17 protein-coding genes are annotated in these 17,056 nt (G+C 70.5%); 9 read left to right on the top strand and 8 right to left on the bottom strand.

Annotated elements, in window-relative coordinates; translation table 11 throughout:
* The first annotated feature begins 102 nt into the window (after nt 1-102).
* On the top strand, nt 103-306 hold the full coding sequence (locus tag ACH3VR_RS03590) for a cold-shock protein (RefSeq protein ID WP_396639374.1): 204 nt from the start codon (nt 103-105) through the stop codon (nt 304-306).
* Between the two features lie 170 nt (nt 307-476).
* Nucleotides 477-2,096 (top strand): chaperonin GroEL, encoded by a 1,620-nt coding sequence (gene groL / locus ACH3VR_RS03595; protein ID WP_396639375.1) that lies wholly within the window; start codon nt 477-479, stop codon nt 2,094-2,096.
* Nucleotides 2,097-2,187: 91 nt separating this feature from the next.
* On the opposite strand, the gene ACH3VR_RS03600 is transcribed toward groL, so the two are convergent.
* The 4 genes from ACH3VR_RS03600 to ACH3VR_RS03615 form a co-directional block, all read right to left on the bottom strand.
* Entirely contained in the window at nt 2,188-2,475 is a 288-nt protein-coding gene (locus ACH3VR_RS03600) for a WXG100 family type VII secretion target (RefSeq protein ID WP_396639376.1), read from the bottom strand.
* Nucleotides 2,476-2,597: 122 nt separating this feature from the next.
* Complete coding sequence (locus tag ACH3VR_RS03605; protein WP_396639377.1) at nt 2,598-4,247, bottom strand: sensor histidine kinase; 1,650 nt, start codon at nt 4,245-4,247, stop codon at nt 2,598-2,600.
* A gap of 183 nt (nt 4,248-4,430) precedes the next feature.
* A complete protein-coding gene (locus ACH3VR_RS03610) occupies nt 4,431-5,123 on the bottom strand; it encodes a response regulator transcription factor (RefSeq protein WP_360134489.1) in 693 nt (230 codons plus the stop codon).
* 66 nt (nt 5,124-5,189) lie between these two features.
* Nucleotides 5,190-5,837 (bottom strand): helix-turn-helix transcriptional regulator, encoded by a 648-nt coding sequence (locus tag ACH3VR_RS03615; RefSeq protein ID WP_396639378.1) that lies wholly within the window; start codon nt 5,835-5,837, stop codon nt 5,190-5,192.
* Between the two features lie 89 nt (nt 5,838-5,926).
* Between ACH3VR_RS03615 and folE the strand changes: the two genes are divergently transcribed.
* From folE to ACH3VR_RS03635, 4 genes are read left to right on the top strand one after another with little or no spacing between them, the layout of a single operon-like run.
* Nucleotides 5,927-6,538 (top strand): GTP cyclohydrolase I, encoded by a 612-nt coding sequence (folE, locus tag ACH3VR_RS03620; RefSeq protein WP_396639379.1) that lies wholly within the window; start codon nt 5,927-5,929, stop codon nt 6,536-6,538.
* Nucleotides 6,523-7,743 (top strand): NAD(P)/FAD-dependent oxidoreductase, encoded by a 1,221-nt coding sequence (locus tag ACH3VR_RS03625; RefSeq protein WP_396639380.1) that lies wholly within the window; start codon nt 6,523-6,525, stop codon nt 7,741-7,743. Before folE ends, ACH3VR_RS03625 begins: the two co-directional genes overlap by 16 nt.
* Entirely contained in the window at nt 7,743-8,621 is an 879-nt protein-coding gene (folP, locus tag ACH3VR_RS03630; protein ID WP_396639381.1) for a dihydropteroate synthase, read from the top strand. Before ACH3VR_RS03625 ends, folP begins: the two co-directional genes overlap by 1 nt.
* Nucleotides 8,618-9,319 (top strand): pyrimidine reductase family protein, encoded by a 702-nt coding sequence (locus tag ACH3VR_RS03635; protein WP_396639382.1) that lies wholly within the window; start codon nt 8,618-8,620, stop codon nt 9,317-9,319. The genes folP and ACH3VR_RS03635 overlap by 4 nt, the downstream gene beginning before the upstream one ends.
* A gap of 224 nt (nt 9,320-9,543) precedes the next feature.
* Here ACH3VR_RS03635 and ACH3VR_RS03640 read toward each other — a convergent pair whose 3' ends face one another.
* Nucleotides 9,544-10,089, bottom strand: coding sequence for a TetR/AcrR family transcriptional regulator (locus ACH3VR_RS03640; protein WP_396639383.1), 546 nt, complete (start codon nt 10,087-10,089; stop codon nt 9,544-9,546).
* A 61-nt stretch (nt 10,090-10,150) separates the two neighbouring features.
* Between ACH3VR_RS03640 and ACH3VR_RS03645 the strand changes: the two genes are divergently transcribed.
* Nucleotides 10,151-10,570 carry a hypothetical protein gene (locus ACH3VR_RS03645; RefSeq protein WP_396639384.1) on the top strand — a complete coding sequence of 140 codons (420 nt, stop codon included), beginning with the start codon at nt 10,151-10,153 and terminating at the stop codon, nt 10,568-10,570.
* 108 nt (nt 10,571-10,678) lie between these two features.
* Here ACH3VR_RS03645 and ACH3VR_RS03650 read toward each other — a convergent pair whose 3' ends face one another.
* From ACH3VR_RS03650 to ACH3VR_RS03660, 3 genes are all read right to left on the bottom strand, one after another.
* Complete coding sequence (locus tag ACH3VR_RS03650) at nt 10,679-12,319, bottom strand: DNA repair helicase XPB (RefSeq protein ID WP_396639385.1); 1,641 nt, start codon at nt 12,317-12,319, stop codon at nt 10,679-10,681.
* Nucleotides 12,320-12,511: 192 nt separating this feature from the next.
* A complete protein-coding gene (locus ACH3VR_RS03655; RefSeq protein WP_396639386.1) occupies nt 12,512-14,224 on the bottom strand; it encodes a helicase-associated domain-containing protein in 1,713 nt (570 codons plus the stop codon).
* 9 nt (nt 14,225-14,233) lie between these two features.
* Nucleotides 14,234-14,503: a multidrug ABC transporter ATPase gene (locus ACH3VR_RS03660; RefSeq protein ID WP_396639387.1), complete on the bottom strand. Its 270-nt coding sequence runs from the start codon at nt 14,501-14,503 to the stop codon at nt 14,234-14,236.
* 109 nt (nt 14,504-14,612) lie between these two features.
* On the opposite strand from ACH3VR_RS03660, the gene ACH3VR_RS03665 reads away from it, so the two are divergent.
* Both ACH3VR_RS03665 and ACH3VR_RS03670 read left to right on the top strand, forming a co-directional pair.
* On the top strand, nt 14,613-14,996 hold the full coding sequence (locus tag ACH3VR_RS03665; protein ID WP_396639388.1) for a cold-shock protein: 384 nt from the start codon (nt 14,613-14,615) through the stop codon (nt 14,994-14,996).
* Nucleotides 14,980-17,055, top strand: coding sequence for a DUF3027 domain-containing protein (locus ACH3VR_RS03670; RefSeq protein ID WP_396639389.1), 2,076 nt, complete (start codon nt 14,980-14,982; stop codon nt 17,053-17,055). Before ACH3VR_RS03665 ends, ACH3VR_RS03670 begins: the two co-directional genes overlap by 17 nt.
* Nucleotide 17,056 lies beyond the last annotated feature (1 nt).

The following is a 17,056-nucleotide window of genomic DNA, read 5'->3' on the forward strand; positions in this document are numbered from 1 at the left end:
AACACTTCGCGGCGCGGGTGTCAACAGATGACATCTGGGCGATTTCGCCGCAAGAGCGAACCATACGATGGGCCCATCTACACGGCAACAGGAGTGATTCGAATGACCCAGGGCACTGTCAAGTGGTTCAACGCCGAGAAGGGCTTCGGCTTCATCACGGTCTCGGACGGTCAGGACGTCTTCGTGCACTACTCGAACATCGACATGAGCGGGTTCCGCGTGCTCGAAGAGGGCCAGAAGGTCGAGTTCACCGTCGGCACGGGACAGAAGGGCCCCCAGGCCGAATCGGTGCGCATCGTCGCCTGACGACACGCGTCTTCCGACACCCCGGTGGCTTCTCGCCGCCGGGGTGTCGTCATGTGTCGGGGGATGCCGAGTGGCTTGCACTCCCTAGGGGCGAGTGCCAGAATGGGTTAGCACTCCGTATCTGCGAGTGCTAAGACCAACGCCCAACGTCCGGGAGGGACGACACACACATGGCAAAGATCATCGCTTTCGATGAGGAGGCCCGCCGCGGCCTCGAGCGCGGCCTCAACACGCTGGCCGACGCCGTCAAGGTGACCCTGGGCCCGCGCGGTCGCAACGTCGTGCTCGAGAAGAAGTGGGGCGCCCCCACGATCACGAACGACGGTGTCTCGATCGCCAAGGAGATCGAGCTCGACGACCCGTACGAGAAGATCGGCGCCGAGCTGGTCAAGGAGGTCGCCAAGAAGACCGACGACGTCGCCGGTGACGGCACGACGACGGCCACCGTCCTCGCCCAGGCGCTCGTCCGCGAGGGCCTGCGCAACGTCGCAGCCGGTGCCGACCCGATCTCGCTCAAGAAGGGCATCGAGAAGGCTGTCAAGGCTGTCACCGACGAGCTGCTCGCCTCGGCCAAGGAGGTCGAGTCGAAGGAGCAGATCGCCGCGACCGCGTCGATCTCCGCCGCCGACACCACGATCGGCGACCTGATCGCCGAGGCGATCGACAAGGTCGGCAAGGAGGGCGTCGTCACCGTCGAGGAGTCGCAGACCTTCGGCACGGAGCTCGAGCTCACCGAGGGCATGCGCTTCGACAAGGGCTTCATCAACCCCTACTTCGTCACCGACCCGGAGCGCCAGGAGGCGGTCTTCGAAGACCCGTACATCCTCATCGCGAACCAGAAGATCTCGAACATCAAGGACCTTCTGCCCGTCGTCGACAAGGTGATCCAGGACGGCAAGGAGCTCGTCATCATCGCCGAGGACGTCGAGGGCGAGGCGCTTGCGACTCTCGTGCTCAACAAGATCCGCGGCATCTTCAAGTCGGCCGCCGTCAAGGCTCCCGGCTTCGGCGACCGTCGCAAGGCCCAGCTGCAGGACATCGCGATCCTCACGGGTGGCCAGGTCATCACCGAGGAGGTCGGTCTCAAGCTCGAGAACGCCACCCTCGACCTGCTCGGCCGCGCGCGCAAGGTCATCATCACCAAGGACGAGACGACCATCGTCGAGGGTGCCGGTGACGCTGCGCAGATCGAGGGTCGCGTGACCCAGATCCGCCGCGAGATCGAGAACACCGACAGCGACTACGACCGCGAGAAGCTCCAGGAGCGCCTCGCCAAGCTCGCCGGCGGCGTCGCCGTCATCAAGGCGGGCGCGGCCACCGAGGTCGAGCTCAAGGAGCGCAAGCACCGCATCGAGGACGCCGTCCGCAACGCGAAGGCGGCCGTCGAGGAGGGCATCGTCCCCGGTGGTGGCGTCGCGCTCATCCAGGCCGGCAAGGTCGCGTTCGAGAACCTCGACCTCGTCGGTGACGAGGCCACCGGTGCGAACATCGTCAAGGTCGCCATCGAGGCGCCGCTCAAGCAGATCGCCCTCAACGCAGGCCTCGAGCCGGGCGTCGTCGCGAACAAGGTCTCGGAGCTGCCCGTGGGTCACGGCCTCAACGCCGCGACCGGCGAGTACGGCGACCTGTTCGCGCAGGGCATCATCGACCCCGCCAAGGTGACGCGCTCCGCGCTGCAGAACGCCGCGTCGATCGCCGGTCTCTTCCTCACGACCGAGGCCGTCGTCGCCGACAAGCCCGAGAAGGTCTCGGCTCCCGCCGGCGACCCGACGGGTGGCATGGACTTCTGAGTCCCGCCCAGCGATAGCTGAACGCCAGCAGGCCCCCTCCTCCGGGAGGGGGCCTGCTTCGTGTTCGTGCGCGGGTTCGGGATGCCGCGCCTCAGCGGAACAGCGCGAGCGAGGCCTGCTCGGCGTCGGCGTACTGCCGAGCCGCGACGCCGAGCGCCGAGTTGATGCCCGCGAGGGCGTCCTCCACCTGGCGCTGCGTCGCGCGCCACTGGTCGACGACGCCCTGGAAGGCGACGGCGGCGCCGCCCGACCAGGTCGACTGCAGATGCGTGAGCTGCGACAGCATCGACTGGGTCTCGCCCTGGATGCGGTCGATCGTGGCGCGGACCGAGCCGGTCGCGGCGAAGACGGCGTCGGAATCGACGGCGAAGGTGGCCATGGTGTGCTCCTCGGGGTTGGGATGTCGTGCCGCTCACGCTACGGACGGCGGGGGAGGCATCCCCCTCCGCCTGCGCAGGATGTGCACAGCCGACCGCGCCCCCCGGCTGGGGAGGAGAGGCGTCAGCGCTCGTCGCGGACGCGCTGGATGGGCTGCGTCAGGATGTCGAGGTGCTCGCCGCGCTCGCGCACGAGCGGGAGCGCGACGCGGAAGGTCGCCCCGCCGCCCGGCGTGTCCACGACGTCGACGGTGCCGTGCAGCGCGTCGACGATCGACGCGACGATCGACAGGCCCAAGCCGGTTCCGCCCGTCTCCCGGGCGCGGGAGGTGTCGGCGCGCCAGAACCGCTGGAAGATCTTGTCCTTGATCTGGTCGGGCACGCCTTCGCCGTGGTCGGCGACCTCGATCCAGCCCATACCGGCCGCGGCATCCACCCCGATGTGCAGCTCGATGGGGGAGTCCTCGGTCGTGAACCGCCGGGCGTTGCCGAGGAGGTTCGCGACGACCTGGCGGATGCGGTTCTCGTCGCCCCACACGATCGGCGGCGTGCCTGACGGCGCATCGGACTCGCCGAGATCGACGGGGGCGACGGCGGGCGGCGCTTCGCCGACACCGGGAGCCTGCGTGGCCGGCACGGGCTTCGGTCGACGCCGCAGCAGCGAGAGCGGTGAGCCCGCCCGCGCGTTCGCCGGGCGGCCGCTCGTGCCGCGTCGACCCCTCGGCGCCGCCGTCTCGGGCGCTTCGGCGGGTTCGGGCTCCAGGGCGACGGGCACTTCGGGCTGGATGACCGTCGTGTCGACGACCGTGACGTGGCGCAGCGGTGAGGCCGCGCGCACGTCCATCGCCGCGTCGCGCGCGACGGGTCGGAGATCCACGGGCGCGATGACGACGTCGCGGCGCTCGTCCAGACGAGCCAGGGCGAGCAGATCCTCCACGAGCAGGCCCATGCGCTTGGCCTCGCTCTCGATGCGGTCCATGGCCTGCGCGACGTCATCGTCGCCGTCGATCGCCCCCATGCGGTACAGCTCCGCATAGCCGCGCACGGTCACGAGGGGGGTGCGCAGCTCATGGCTCGCATCGCCGATGAAGCGGCGCATCTGGCGAACCGTCGAATCGCGCTGCGAGAGCGCGGCATCCACTCTGTCGAGCATCGCGTTGATGGCGGTCTTGAGACGGCCGACCTCGGTCGTCGTCGGCTCGATGTCGGTCATGCGCAGGCTGAAGTCGCCCGCCGCGATCGTCATGGCCGTCGACTCGACCTGGCCGAGGCTGCGGAAGGTCAGCGTGACGAGCCAGCGGGTCAGCAGGGCGCCCGCGACGATCGTGATGAGCGCGAGCACGCCGTAGATGCCGAGGTACGTCGTGACGACGCGATTGATCGGCGCGAGCGGCATCGCGACCATCTGGGGGTATAGAGCGGCCGCGCCAGCGGGCTGGTACACGTCGGTGCTCGCGTGGAAGACCTGGTTGCCGTCGACGCTGGACAGCTCGGTGGGGGAGAGCCCGCGCTCCTGCGTGTGCTGCAGGGTCAGCGTCGCCGGGAACTGCGGCTTCGGCGCGTTGTCGTCGCCGCCCGCCGTGATCTGGAGCGCACCGTCGGGACCGTAGATCGCGACGAAGTAGTCGGTCGCGGCGTCGGGCTTGGCCGTGAACGTCGCCTGGCCGCCCTCGACGGTCGTGTCGATGAGGCTGTTGACTGCGACGTCGGTCGAGGTCAGCTGCTGGAGCTGATCGTTGAGGTTGATGATGAGGGCGTTGCGCAGGAACGCCATCGTGCCGATCCCGGCGGCCGCCAGACCCACGACGAGCAGCGCGACGGTGACTCCCGTGACCTTCGCGCGCAGGCTGATGCCGCGCCACCACGTGGTGACCGCATCGGATTTCGTCGCCAGGGCGACCGCCTCCCTTCGTCGCCGTCGGGCGGGGCCACCCGGACCCCGCCTCCCGTCGTGACCTCAGGCGGTCTTGCCGGCCTTCAGCATGTAGCCGAAGCCGCGCTTGGTCTGGATGAGGGGCTCGGTCGAGTGCGGATCGATCTTGCGGCGGAGGTACGAGATGTAGCTCTCCACGATGCCGGCGTCGCCGTTGAAGTCGTACTCCCAGACGTGGTCGAGGATCTGCGCCTTCGACAGCACCCGATTGGGGTTGAGCATGAGGTAGCGCAGGAGCTTGAACTCGGTGGGGCTCAGGTCGATCGAGACGTCGCCGACGACCACGTCGTGCGTGTCCTGATCCATCGTGAGCTCGCCGGCGCGGATGACGGACTCCTCGTCGGCCTGCATCGTGCGGCGGAGGATGGCCTGGATGCGCGCCACGATCTCGTCGAGCGAGAAGGGCTTGGTGACGTAGTCGTCGCCGCCCGCATTGAGGCCCGTGATCTTGTCCTCGGTCTCGTCCTTCGCCGTGAGGAAGAGGATCGGCGCGGTGTAGCCGGCGCCGCGGAGGCGCTTCGTGACGCTGAATCCGTTCATGTCGGGGAGCATGACGTCGAGGATGATGAGGTCGGGTTCCTCCTCGAGCACGGCCGAGATCGTCTGGGCGCCGTTCGACACGGCCCTCACCTGATACCCCGCGAAGCGGAGGCTCGTGATGAGCAGGTCGCGGATGTTCGGTTCGTCGTCGACGACCAGGATGCGCGGTGCGGTCATGCCCTCATTATGTCGAGGGAAGACACGACGCCGCTGGATATCGGCCCCAGTCGCGACAATCGCGCGTCACGGGGCGACCCGCACGTGGACGCAGCAGTGCCCTGCGCGTGGCGCGAGCACGGCCTCGCGCTCATCGCCGGTGCCCTCGGCGAGGCCGCGGACGAAGGAGACGTTCGCGGTGCACACGAGGTCGGTGTGCGCCGTCGCGAGCGCATGGAAGGGGCAGTTCTCGAGCAGGATGCCGCCTTCGCCGTCGTCTCGGGGCTCGAAGCCGCAGCGCACGAGTGCTCCCTCGAGATCGGCGTCCCGCGCCCCGAGGTCGGCGCCCGTCGCGCGCGCCTCGTGCTCGAGCGCCTCGCGCACAGGCATCCCGTGCTCCTCGGCGCGCTCGATCGCCGACGCGAGCAGCCCTCCCGCGAGGTCGTAGTGACGTTCCGGCACGCTGGCCACGACATCCGCGGAGGTCGCGGCGTACAGCTTCGACGGGCGACCCGCCCCGGGCCCCGTGCGTCCCGACAGCCGCCGGTACGAGACCGCCACGAGTCCGGCGTCGGCGAGCCGGTCGAGGTGGAACGCCGCCGTACTGCGCGGGATGCCGACGGCGTCGGCGGCCTCGTCGCGGCCGACCGGCCGCTCGAGCGTGAGCCGGTACAGCCGCCGGCGCACCGGATCGCCGAGCGCGGCGACCCCGTCGAGACGATTCTCGCTGACCATGCGCCGAGTATAGCTCTCTAAAAGCAAAAGTGGTTGACAAAAGAAATTGCGCGATCTAGCCTCGGCATACGCAGGCGAAAGGACCGTCGATGACCCCGTCCAGCCCAGTCCGGCTCGTTCCGGTGGACTCCGAGATCGACACCGTGCGCGCCGCCTCGGCGGTCGAGGAGCTGCTGCGGGCCTTCGGCCGCGACGTCGACGACGAGCATCTTCTCGACACGCCGCGCCGTGTCGTCGAGAGTCTGGTCGAGCTCCTCGAGCCGCGGCCGTTCACGATGACGACCTTCCCGAACGACGAGGGCTATCACGAGCTCGTGCTGGTGCGCGGCATCCCGTTCACGTCGCTGTGCCGCCACCATCTGCTGCCGTTCCGCGGCGTCGCCCACGTCGGGTACCTGCCGGGGGAGCGCATCGTGGGCCTGTCGAAGCTCGCGCGGGTCGTCGACTGGTTCGCACGAGACCTGCAGGTGCAGGAGCGGCTCACGATGCAGATCGCCGAGCACCTCGAGGCGGCGCTCTCACCGCGCGGCGTCGGAGTCGTGCTGTCCGCCGAGCATCTGTGCATGTCGGCGCGCGGGATCCGCGCACAGGGGGCGGCGACCGTGACGAGCGCGTTCACGGGCGCGGTCGCCCACGACCCCGGCCTGCGGGCACGCTTCATCCACTCAGCACACGAGGAGGAGTCATGGCGCATTTCGTGATCGTCGGAGGAGGGCTCGCGGCCGGCAAGGCCGTCGAGCGCCTGCGCAAGGAGGGCTTCGACGGCGACGTGACGGTCGTCGCGGGGGAGCAGCATCCCCCGTATCAGCGGCCGCCGCTGTCGAAGGGGTACCTGCAGGGCGAGGAGGGACTGGATGCCGTCATCCTGCATCCCGCGGAGTGGTACGGCGAGCAGCGGGTCGAGCTGCGCACCGGCGTGAAAGCCACCGCGCTCGACGTCGCGGGCCACCGGCTCTCGCTCGACGACGGATCGAGCCTCGCGTACGACGCCGTGCTGCTCGCGACGGGGTCGTCGCCGCGCCGCCTGCCGCTCGAGGGCGCCGACCTCGAGGGGGTCAGGATGCTGCGCACCCTCGACGACTCCGATGCGCTCAAGGCCGAGCTGTCCGGCGGCGGACGCAGGCTCGTGCTCATCGGATCGGGGTGGATCGGCATGGAGGTCGCCGCCACCGCCAGGACGCTCGGCAACGAGGTCACGGTGCTCGAGCGCGATCCCGTGCCGCTGGCCGCGGCCGTGGGCTCCGAGATGGGCGCCGTGTTCCGCGATCTGCATCTGGAACACGGCGTCGACCTCCGCGCGTCGGTGAACGTCGAGCGCATCGCCGGCTCGGCGCGCGCCACGGCCGTCGTGGTCGACGGCGAGGAGGTGCCCGCCGACCTCGTCGTGATCGGCGTCGGCGCCGTTCCCAACACATCGCTCGCCGACGAGGCGGGCATCGATGTGAGCAACGGCATCGTCGTCGACCAGACGCTGCGCACCGACGCGGCCGACGTCTACGCCGCCGGCGACGTCGCGAACGCGTACCACCCCGTCATCGAACGGCACCTGCGCAGCGAGCACTGGGACAACGCCCTGAAGGCCGGCTCGGTCGCCGCCCGATCGATGCTCGGCATCGCGGCATCCCACGACTCGATCCCGTACTTCTACACCGACCAGTTCGATCTCGGCATGGAGCTGTCGGGCTACGCTCCGCTCATGAAGGACGCCCAGGTCGTGACGCGCGGCGACGTCGGGTCGCGGGAGTTCATCGCGTTCTGGCACGACGGCACCCGCGTCGTCGGCGCCATGAACGTCAACGTGTGGGACGTGCAGGACAAGTTCAAGAAGCTCATCCGGCAGGCGACCCCGGTGTCCGCCGACAGGCTGCGCGACGAGTCGACCTCGCTGGACGATCTCGCCTCGTGATGGAGCATCCGATCCGCTGCCTCGGTGGGCGCCCGATCGACTTCTCGCGCCGCGTCGCCGTCATGGCGATCGTGAACCGCACGCCCGACTCGTTCTACGACCGCGGGGCTACCTACGCCCTCGACGCGGCGATCGAGAAGGGCCGGGATGCCGCGGCGGCGGGCGCCGAGATCGTCGACGTCGGCGGCGTCCCCTTCGCGCCGGGGCCGGCGTTGGCGATCGAGGACGAGATCACGCGCGTCGTGCCCGTCGTGCAGGCCCTCGCGCCGGTCGTCGCCGTGAGCGTCGACACCTTCCATCCCGAGGTCGCCCGCGCCGCGATCGACGCGGGGGCGAGCATCGTCAACGACACGACGGGTTTGCGCGACCCGCGCATGGCCGACGTCGTCGCCGACAGCGACGCCACGATCGTCGTCGCGCACAGCCTCGCGGCGCCGCGGACGCAGCATCCCCTCCCGCAATACGGCGACGTCGTGTGCGAGGTCGCCGGCTTCCTGCGCGAACGTCGGGATCTGGCTCTCTCGCGCGGCGTGCCGCCGGAGCGGATCATCCTCGACCCCGGGCACGACCTCAACAAGAACACCCGCCACTCGCTCGACCTCACGCGCCGATTCGGCGAGCTCGCCGCGCTGGGCAGCGTGCTCCTGGTCGCGCTGTCGAACAAGGACTTCATCGGCGAGACCCTCGACCGCGAGCGCGGCGAGCGGCTCCCCGGATCGCTCGCGGCCGCCGTGTGGTGCGTGACGCAGGGCGCGCGCATCGTCCGCGCGCACAACGTGCGCGAGACCGTGGACGCGATGCGCATGATCGAGGCGATCGAGGGATGGCGCGAGCCCGCCTACCTCCTGCACAACACGCGGCCCGAGGGCAACTCGTGACGCCGTCGCGCGACGAGCTGTTCGCGGCGTACGCGCTGCCCGACCGCTCGACCCCGCGGGTGCGGATGAACTTCATCGAGAGCGCCGACGGAGCGGTGACGCTGGGCGGGCAGAGCGGCGCCCTGGGCGGCGAGACCGACCGTGCCGTCATGGCCGTGCTGCGCACGCTGTGCGACGTCGTCGTGGTCGGCGCCGGGACGGTGCGCATCGAGGGGTACGGCGGCATCGACGTGTCGGATGAGGATGCCGCGTGGCGCCGTTCCCACGGACTGCCCGACCAGCCGCGGCTCGCCGTCGTGTCGAACGACCTCGGTCTCGAGCCGGGTGACGACGTGTTCGCGGGCGGCGGGACGATCGTCGTGACGCACGAAGCGGCGCCCGCCGCCAAGCGCCATGCGCTCGAGGAGGTGGCCGAGGTCGTCTCGTGCGGCTCGTCGGCCGTCGATCTGTCGTCGATGCTCGAGGCGTTCGCGGAGCGCGGCCTCGCCCAGGTGCTGTGCGAGGGCGGGCCGCACCTGTTCGGAGCCCTGCTGGATGCCGGACTGGTCGACGAGGTCTGCGTCACGATCGCGCCGCGCTTCGTCGGCGGAGACGCGGGGCGCATCGTCGCCGGCGCCTCCGAAGCCGACCGCCGGTTCAGGCTCGGGGGAGTGCTCACCGACGACGAGGGCTTCGCGTTCCTGCGCTACGTGCGCTGATTCGCCCCGCGGGGTCGAGCCCGCACCGACGAGGAGGCCTGTTTCGGTCCCCGAGCTTGTCGAGGGGTCGAGCCCGCACCGGCGAGGAAGCCTGTTTCGGTCCCCGAGCTTGTCGAGGGGTCGAGTCCGCACCGACGAGGAGGCCTGTTTCGGTCCCCGAGCTTGTCGAGGGGTCGAGCCCGTACCTGCAAGGAACGGTGTGCGCACCCGGCGCGCTCGGCGGGTCAGGCCGGCAGGCAGCCGCGCACCGCGACCGCGACGATCGGACGGATCGGGGTGTCGGGCGCGACCGTGAGCCGGTTCACGATGATCCCCGCGCTCACGGCGAGGAGCGTGCGCGCGGCGATTTCGGGATGCTCGGCCCCGAGCCCGGCGAGGAGGCCTGTCGTCCACTCCTCGAACTGGGAGCGCTGGTCCCGGACCGACGAGGGCGCCGCGGCGGCGGTCGTCTCCAGGAAGAGCGCGTAGCGTGCGCGCGTGCGGGCGGCGTGGCGACCCGTCGCGTCCTCGAGGAGGTCTGTCAGCACGTCGACGACCTCGTCGGCGGTGCGGGCGGGCGCCATCGCCGCGAGCAGATCGGCGCGCTCCTGCTCGGCGATGCGCACCAGCACTCCGGCAACCAGCGCATCGCGCGTGCGGAACCAGTTCGACGTCGAACCCTTCGGCAGGCCGGCCGCGGCATCCACTCGGGCGTGCGTCAGGGCGCGCACGCCCTGTTCGCCGACGAGGCGCACGGCGGCATCGAGCGCGCGGTCTCGTGTGGTGGCCATGCCTCGACCCTATACTACGTTCGTAGTGACAATCTACTATGATCGTAGTAACCTCTGCGGCATGGGATATCTGGTGGTGGCGGCCTGGGTGATTCAGGCGGCATTCGGTGTTTCGCTGCTCGTCTCGTGGGCTCGGCGTGCACGCGGGCGCGACGCGGGCCTCGTGCTCCCTCACATCCTGATGATGGTCGGATTCCTCGTGCCGTGGTCGGTGTTCCTGGCCACGGGCGCGCCGGTGTGGGCCTGGCTGGGGTTCCTCATCCTCGTGTCGTTCATCGGCTTCGGCGATGCGACGATGGTGCGTCGCTCGCGCGCGGTGACCGGTGTCACGACGTCAGGAATGGGCGACTACTGGCCGGCGGTGCGCGTTGCGCTGTCGGGCAGGCTCGGGTGGCGCGTCATCGTCCACGCCCTCATGGCCCCGGTCGTGCTGCTGCCGTGCGTCGCCGTCTGCATCACCGCGACGATCGCCGCGGGATGAGGGATGCCGCGCCCGGCGCTGGGGGCCGGGGTGCGGCATCCCGAATCCGACGGTGTGGCTCGAGATCAGGCCGCGACCTGGTCGGCGTCCAGGAGGTGTGGCTCGAGATCAGGCCGCGACCTGGTCGGCGTCCAAGATCGTGTACGCGTAGCCCTGCTCGGCGAGGAAGCGCTGGCGGTTCTGCGCGAAGTCCTGGTCGACCGTGTCGCGGGCGATGAGGGTGTAGAAGCTCGCCGTGTTGCCTGACTGCTTGGGGCGCAGCAGGCGTCCGAGGCGCTGGGCCTCCTCCTGGCGCGAGCCGAACGAGCCAGACACCTGGATGGCGACGGATGCCTCGGGCAGGTCGATCGAGAAGTTCGCGACCTTCGACACGACGAGCACGTCGATCGTGCCCTCGCGGAACTCCTGGTAGAGCACTTCCCGCTCGTCGACCGGCGTCGCGCCCGTGATCTTCGGCGCGTTGAGCGCCTCGGAGAGCACGTCGATCTGATCGAGGTACTGGCCGATCACGAGGATGCGCTCGCCGCGGTGCCGCTCGACGAGGTCGCGGACGACGCCGATCTTGGCGGGAGCCGTCGCGGCCAGCCGGTAGCGCTCGTCGTCGGCGGCCGCCGCGTACTCGAGCCGCTCGCCCGCGGGCAGGTCGACGCGCACCTCGTAGCAGGCGGCGGGGGAGATGAAGCCCTGCGCCTCGATCTCCTTCCACGGCGCGTCGAACCGCTTGGGTCCGATGAGGCTGAAGACGTCGCCCTCGCGGCCGTCCTCGCGCACGAGGGTCGCCGTGAGGCCCAGGCGGCGGCGGGCCTGCAGGTCGGCGGTGAGCTTGAACACGGGCGCCGGCAGCAGGTGCACCTCGTCGTAGACGATGAGACCCCAGTCGAGGGCGTCGAGGAGCGCGAGGTGCGCGTACTGGCCGGCGCGCTTGGCGGTGAGGATCTGGTAGGTCGCGATCGTGACGGGCTTGATCTCCTTGACCTGGCCCGAGTACTCGCCGATCTCCTCCGGTGTGAGCGACGTGCGCTTGAGCAGCTCGTCGCGCCACTGGCGGGCGCTCACGGTGTTGGTCACGAGGATGAGCGTCGTCGTCTTCGTGTCGGCCATCGCGGCGGCCCCGACGAGCGTCTTGCCCGCGCCACAGGGCAGCACGACGACGCCCGAGCCGCCGTCGGTGAACTTGTCGACGGCCAGGCGCTGATAGGGCCGCAGATGCCACCCGTTCTCGGCGAGGTCGATGGGATGCGGCGTCCCCGGCGTGTAGCCCGCGAGGTCCTCTGCAGGCCAGCCGATCTTGAGGAGCTCCTGCTTGATGTGCCCTCGCGCCCACGCGTCGACGAGGAACGCATCGGCGGAGGGCCGGCCGATCAGGAGGGGCGAGATGCGCTTGTTCTTCGACACCTCAGCGAGCACCGCGGCATCCGTCGACCGCAGGATGAGCGCGCCCTCGTCGTCGCGCTCGATGACGAGCCGGCCGTAGCGGCCCACCGTCTCGCGGATGTCGATCGATACCGACGGCGGCACGGGGAAGCGCGACCAGCGGTCGAGGGTCGTGAGCATGTCCTCGGCGTCGTGGCCCGCCGCGCGGGCGTTCCAGAGTCCGAGCCGGGTGATGCGGTAGGTGTGGATGTGCTCGGGCGCCCGCTCCAGCTCGGCGAAGATCGCGAGCTCGTGGCGCGCGCTCTCCGCGTCGGGATGGGCCACTTCGAGCAGCACCGTCCGGTCGCTCTGCACGATGAGGGGGCCGTCAGCCATAACGGACAAGTCTACCGGCGGTTCTCCCGCGGGGCTCGCGGCCGCCGGGGTCCCGCGACCCGCGGCCCTCGCGGTCCCGCGACCCGCGGCCCCCGGGGTCCCGCTGACCGTGAGCCTCCACCTGACTGCCGAGAACGTGGTCGGCCCCCGCGCTCTCGGCAGTCAGGTGGAGGCTCAGCGTCGGGGCCGGGCTCAGACCGGCTTGACCGAGACGATGCTCGAGACGGGGAGCGTGCGCTCGATGTCGGCGCCGCGGTCGCGGCCTCGCAGCCGCCCTCCGCCGAGCCCCGTCGCCTCGAGCGTGAACGACCGCTCGGATCCGTCGGGCAGGCGCACCGCGACGGCGATGATCGACCGCGCCCGCACGGCCTGCTCGAGCTCGCGGCCGAGCCACGCGGCATCCGAATCCGTCTCGTGGCTCTCCCGCAGTCGCGCGACGAGGCTCGCGTACGACCGCTCGACCGGTTCGGGCGCCGACCCGTTGCGCGTGCGGCGGCGCACGACGGGCTCGACCCGGCCCTCCGCATCGACCGCCACGACGGGATACCGCGCGTCGGCGAGCGACCAGTAGACGATGTCGCGGCCGACCCGCGTGAGGAGCCTGCCACCGTCGTGCACGAGCCCGAGGGGTCGCAGCGCCTGGTCGACGGCGACGGCGTCGAGCACGCTCGGGTCGGTGCTGGAGACCGCCGTGTTCAGCCCGGTCGCGTCGACGCCGACGCGCACGAGCCCATGCCGGGAAGCCGTCGTCGCGACGAGATAGTCGAGGGGCTGCGGGATGCCGGTGAGCGACAGGCGCGCGAGGAAGTCGCGGATCGAATCGGCCGTCTCGCCGTCGTTCATACCTGCGACGATCGAGTCGGCCGTGAAGCGGTAGGTCGACGCCTGGGCGCGCGACTCGCGCAGCGCGATGCCGCGCAGCCGGAGGTCCAGCGCGGGCGCGAGGGGACCCGGCGCGATCGCGGTGAGGTCCGCCTGAAGGTAGATGCGGTCGATCTCGGCGGGCAGGAGGGCCGCAAGGGATGCCGCATCCGCGGCCCCTCCCGTGCGCAGACTGCGCGCCCACTCGGGCTCCGCGCCGTCGGGGGTGATGAGGCCCCACCGCAGCGCGATGCGGTCCAACTGCTCCGCGGTCGCAGGCCATTCGGGGTCGAGGGGGTAGGCGCCGGGCCAGGCGGCAGGCGAGAGGTAGCCGCCCGCGGCGGTGCGAAGACCTGCCGGCAGGCTGTCGCGGAGGCCCTCCGCGAGGATCGACCAGCGCTCGGCGGTCGAGGACTCGAGCCAGCGGTCGGCGGCCTCGCTCACCATCCACTCGCGGTCGACGGCGACGAGCAGGCGCGCCGCGGCGGCGACCCGCACGAGGTCGTCGAGCTCTTCCGGCGACTCGACCGCGCCCGCGTCGGTCAGCCGGCGGCGGTCGACGGCGCTCACGGCACCGGTGCCCGTGCGGGAGAGGGGCGCGTGCTCGGTCGCGACGAGGAGGTCGGCGAGAGCGCCCGTCGTGCTGAAGGCGCGTTCGGCGGCGGCGGCCGCGGCGGCGTCGTCCGCGGGGACGGGGTCGAGGACGGGTCCGACGGGGGTGAAGGCCTCGGGGCGGGACGTGACGATCGCCGCGACCCGGTCGGCGACCGCCGCGTACGGCGCGCCCGACGTGCCGACGAGGGCGGCCTGTGCGAGCACGTCACGGGCGTCCGGGCCGGCCGCGGCGAGCGCCGCGAGGGCGGGGCGGGGGAGCGTCACGAGTGCGCGGTCGATGGATGCCGCATCCAGCAGCGCGGCCGCGGCGTCGAAGAAGTCGTGCCAGGGCGCGGCGGGCGACACGGCGCGCACCGCGAACGTCTCGGCCAGCTCCGCGTCGTCGCGGGTCGCCAGCCACGTCGCGAGCGAGCGCTCGTCGGTGGTCATGGGCGCCGCCTACGCCCCCTTGTTGGCCCGCGAGCGACGCACGAAGCTCATGACGAGGAGCACGATGATCATGATGAACGCGATCGGCAGGGCGATCAGCGGCATCACGACGACGAGCGGCCACAGGCCGACGGTGAAGTCGGTCACCCCGAGCGGACGCGCCAGGATGACCGCGAAGAAGCACACGATCGACAGGATCGTGAGTCCCAGCGCCATGTAGGCGAGGATGCGGTCGATGCGGCGAACAGGAAGTTCGGGGCCGCTGCTGCGCGTGCTCATCCGGCCCAGCCTACCGGGTGGCGGTGGTGCCGTAGGCTTGGCGGAGGGCCCACCGGTCCCGTTTCCACGTGCCCGCCGAGCGCGGGCTTTTCCATAGCGAGGTCTTCCCATGCCCACCGGCAAGGTCAGGTTCTACGACGAGGAGAAGGGGTTCGGCTTCATCGCGAGCGATGACGGCACGGACGTCTTCCTGCACGCCACTGCCCTTCCCGCCGGCACTCCGGCGCCCAAGGCCGGCACGCGACTGGAGTTCGGCATCGCCGACGGCAAGCGCGGGCCGCAGGCGCTCTCGGTGCGCGTGCTCGAGGCTCCCGTGAGCCTCGCCAAGCGTGCCCGCAAGCCCGCCGACGACATGGCGATCATCGTGGAAGACCTCGTGAAGCTGCTCGACGGCATCGGCGGCGACCTGCGTCGCGGCCGCTACCCGAGCGGTGCGCACGCCAAGAAGGTCGCCGCTGTGCTCCGCAAGGTCGCGGATGAGCTCGACGCCTGATCCGACCGACGAGACGGCTGCCGCCGAGCCGGCCGCCGAGATCGTGGATGCGACGAGAGATGCCGTGACCGGCGACGAGTCGCCCGTCGAGGGTGCGTCCGCTGAGGCGCTCTTCGACGTCGATTTCGAGGCGCCCGCCGACGAGGCTGTCGCCGAGGTCCCTGCCGACGAGGCTTCTGCCGACGAGGCGTCTGCCGACGAGGCGTCTGCCGACGAGGTCCCCGCCGACGAGGTCCCTGCCGACGATGTCCCTGCCGACGAGGTCCCTGCCGACGAGGCGGCCGCCGACCAAGCGCCTGCCGATGCCGATGCTGCCCATGCGGAGCCGGTCGATGAGGCCGTCGCCGACGATTCGGTCGTGCAGGACCCTTCCGACGACGAGCCGGTCGTAGAGGTGATCGAGATCGTCGAGGTCGTCGTCGACGACGGTGAAATGGTCGAGATCCTGGTCGAAGAGACCATCGTCGACGAGCGACTGTTCGAGGCGCACGACCTCGCGCTCGCCGCGCTGCGCGAGATCACGCCCGAAGCGACGATCGGCCCGCCCGCCGGCTACAGCATCGAGAACGGCGGGGTCGTGTCGCTCCGGTTCGAGAACCGTATGCCGGGGTACCCCGGATGGTTCTGGACCGTCAGCGTCGCGAGTGTCCCGGACGCCGAGCCGACCGTGCTCGAGGTCGAGCTGCTGCCCGGCGAGACCGCGCTGCTCGCGCCTGAGTGGGTGCCGTGGGCGGTGCGACTCGCGGAGTACCAGGCCGCCCAGGCGGCGCTCGCCGAAGCCGAGGGGGCCGTCGAGGAGCTCGACGACGAGGAGTCCGAAGACCTCGAGGATGCCGAGCTCGACGACGTCGAAGACCTCGACGCCTCCGACTTCGACGAAGACGGCTCGCGCATCCTCCACGCCGGAGATGTCGACGGCGTCGACATCGACGAGCTCGCCGATGCGGGTGACCTGGCCGCAGACGGCGTGTTCGACGACGAGGATGACGAGTCCGACGAGGACGACGACGAGTCCGACGAGGACGACGACGAGTCCGACGAGGACGACGACGAGTCCGACGAGGACGACGACGAGTCCGACGAGGACGACGACGAGTCCGACGAGGACGACGACGAGTCCGACGAGGACGACGACGAGTCCGACGAGGACGACGACGAGTCCGACGAGGACGACGACGAGTCCGACGAGGACGACGACGAGTCCGACGAGGACGACGACGAGTCCGACGAGGACGACGACGAGTCCGACGAGGACGACGACGAGTCCGACGAGGACGACGACGAGTCCGACGAGGACGACGACGAGTCCGACGAGGACGACGACGAGTCCGACGAGGACGACGACGAGTCCGACGAGGACGACGACGAGTCCGACGAGGACGACGACGAGTCCGACGAGGACGACGACGAGTCCGACGAGGACGACGACGAGTCCGACGAGGACGACGACGAGTCCGACGAGGACGACGACGAGTCCGACGAGGACGACGACGAGTCCGACGAGGACGACGACGAGTCCGACGAGGACGACGACGAGTCCGACGAGGACGACGACGAGTCCGACGAGGACGACGACGAGTCCGACGAGGACGACGACGAGTCCGACGAGGACGACGACGAGTCCGACGAGGACGACGACGAGTCCGACGAGGACGACGACGAGTCCGACGAGGACGACGACGAGTCCGACGAGGACGACGACGAGTCCGACGAGGACGACGACGAGTCCGACGAGGACGACGTCGAGTCCGACGAGGACGACGACGAGTCCGACGAGGACGACGACGAGTCCGACGAGGACGACTTCGACCAAGACACTGACGACGACGACGGCTTCGACGAAGACGAAGACGAAGACGAAGACGAAGACGACGAGTCCGCTGATGATGACGACGACGGCTTCGACGAAGACGACGACGAGTCTGCTGACGACGACGAGGGCTTCGACGAAGACGACGACTCCGACGCCGACGACACGGAGTTCGAGGACGACGACGAGTCAGACGACTTCGACGAAGACGAAGACGCGGGCGACGAGGACGACGACACCCGCGCCTGAG

It is taken from the genome of Microbacterium alkaliflavum (assembly GCF_044325405.1).
Lineage (GTDB): Bacteria > Actinomycetota > Actinomycetes > Actinomycetales > Microbacteriaceae > Microbacterium > Microbacterium alkaliflavum.